This window comes from Phytobacter massiliensis JC163 (genome assembly GCF_000321045.1).
Taxonomy (GTDB): domain Bacteria; phylum Pseudomonadota; class Gammaproteobacteria; order Enterobacterales; family Enterobacteriaceae; genus Phytobacter_A; species Phytobacter_A massiliensis.
In genome coordinates this window covers 74,566-76,904 of record NZ_HE578952.1, presented here as the reverse complement: position 1 = coordinate 76,904, position 2,339 = coordinate 74,566, and the positions used below count along the sequence as shown (strand labels likewise).

At 50.0% G+C, this 2,339-nt stretch carries 2 protein-coding genes; both read left to right on the top strand.

Annotation, left to right across the window (positions count from 1 at the left end):
* Nucleotides 1-523: 523 nt before the first annotated feature.
* Nucleotides 524-913: a hypothetical protein gene (locus tag ENTHG_RS23375; RefSeq protein ID WP_145973688.1), complete on the top strand. Its 390-nt coding sequence runs from the start codon at nt 524-526 to the stop codon at nt 911-913.
* A gap of 172 nt (nt 914-1,085) precedes the next feature.
* The coding region (locus tag ENTHG_RS25735; protein ID WP_052332775.1) for a sensor domain-containing diguanylate cyclase at nt 1,086-2,339 on the top strand (1,254 nt) is incomplete at its 3' end.

The window sequence follows — 2,339 nt, the reverse complement described above, 5'->3', positions numbered from 1 at the left end:
CGGCGAATCGACAATCAGGTTTATTTAGTTGCAGGATACACTGTAAAGCAGGGCTCAATAGCCTGAAAGGAATATATTGAATTGTGTAATTCTCCCGATAAGTCTTTATAAAGTGAAAAAGGGCGTCAGCGACATCACTGACACCCTTAAATCACAGCATTGATTTTGTTTAAGCTTTTACAGGTAAGCTATGTTGACTTATGTCAAATACAGTCAGGTTCAGTGTACTGCCATACGCACGTTATGTAAGCATAAACCGCCCACGCTAATGCTTCTTATCTGTTTCAACCACAGAACCCTGGCTCTGAATGCCTTAGGTAGGCTGCGAGTTGTTACTTGATGTAAGGACAGAAGCCTGTATCAGTCAACGAAACCGAATATCGTCATTACAGTAGGGGTGGCTTGTGGAGGTTATGGATGTCATTACCCCTGCCTCTTCTGAGCAAAGCGTCTTATTGTCACAGATCGTTCTTCATTAACACAAGCAAACAATAATCAGTGGTGACTATCACAGCTAAATATAATGCATGCAGGAAAAATGCCGATAACTGGAGTTATTAAACTTAACCCGGCACACAGGACTCGTAAGCATTTGCTCAGACATATTTTTTCACAAAAGCAGCTGCGTTCTGCTGCTTCCTTAGACGCGTTGCTGCGGGCAATGCCTGCCATTGAATTCCGCCCGATGGGGATCCTTTACAAGGCGAGACCGTTTTTTTTGGAAAAGATGGACTATGAATACGTTCTGCGCGGACTTAAAGGCACGGAGGCGAATCCCACTATAAGCAATGCTTTCATGCATAATACGAATAAGGTAATTTCGAGTATTCAGGAGATTTCAGAAGGTATTGAGAGTGCAGTTCGGGACGTTGCCCTTTCATTGAAAGCCCCCTTTCAGGCTGGGCGTGAATGAAAGTCGGTAAGCGTAGCAACGCGATGACCGGCGCAGGTCTGAACAGCGCAGGGCACATACACTCGGTTTGTTTCCAGTTTACGTGTAAGCTGAGCTTTTATCTTAAGGCCTGGTTTAAACGTGTAGTGTTCAACCCGGCATCACCCCGGCACCTGCTTTACCGGAATCATTTATGCTTATAAATCTCAGGAACAATGAAGAAAGACTGCAGAAGGCCATGAACGCACTCAAAACTTCTGATGAAAACAGGGATTCGGTGCTGGAGGAATTTGTCCGTCATACCAGCGACTCACTGGGCATCGCCGGGAGTTTTATTTCCGTTGTTGATGAAAGCCATCAGGTTATCCGTGCAGCTCACAACTTCGATCTTTGTCAGACTACCCGCGAGGATGCTTTCTGCAGTTATGTGGTAGACAGTGGAAAGGTGATGGTCGTACACGATACGCTGCAGGATCCGCGTTTCGCGACACACCCTCTGGTGGTGGCACCGCCGGGGATCCGTTTTTATGCCGGTGCGCCCCTGGTTAACCGGGAGGGCATCATTCTCGGCACGTTGTGCGTGACAGACACGGTACCTCATCCATTTTCCCGCAGAAAAATCACCAGGCTGAAAATGCTCGCCCGGCTGGTGATGGCATTTCTGGAGGTCTGGCATTCGGCGGGTTTTACAGATGCCGTGACAGGCCTTCCAAACCGTCAGCAGCTGATACGCCGCCTGGATACACTCCGTCAGGATACTCACAGCCTGATGAGACTGACTTTAGTGGACTGCATTGATATGCCCCGCGCCTATGAGCTGGCGCGTGCACTGGGCATGGCGCCGGTGGAGGCGATGCTGCGTGATACGGGCTTACTGCTCCGGGAGAGACTGTCGTTGCAGCCTGCTGATGTAATCTATACGGTGACCGTGGGTCGCTACGCTATTCTGGCACCGGCCAGGGACCGTTTTTCTGCAAAATATGTCGCGAGTATGCTGCGTGATTTCAGCGTCCATCCCAGGAACGGCGTAGAAATGAACCTGACCATCCACACTGGTGAGGTCTGTTTTACACCGGCATTACTTCCACCACAGGAGAGCCTGAGGCGGGCAGTCAGTGCGCTTCATGACGCCATCAACAAAAACGTGGATGCGCAGGAGTTTGATGCGCTTAGCGATGCCCGGCGTAACAGTGATTTTACCCTGATGAATGACCTTGATGCTGCATTACGGAGCAATACGGGCGGGTTGTATCTGGTATATCAGCCCAAAGTATCACTTACCTCAGGTCTGACGGTCAGTGTGGAAGCGCTGATCCGCTGGCGTCATCCTGAAAGAGGAGAGCTTTCGCCAGCTGAGTTTCTGCCTGTTGCCCATTTCTCCAGCCTGATGCACCGCCTGACAGACTGGGTGGTGGACGAAGCCGTCCGCCAGTTGACAGTCTGGTCT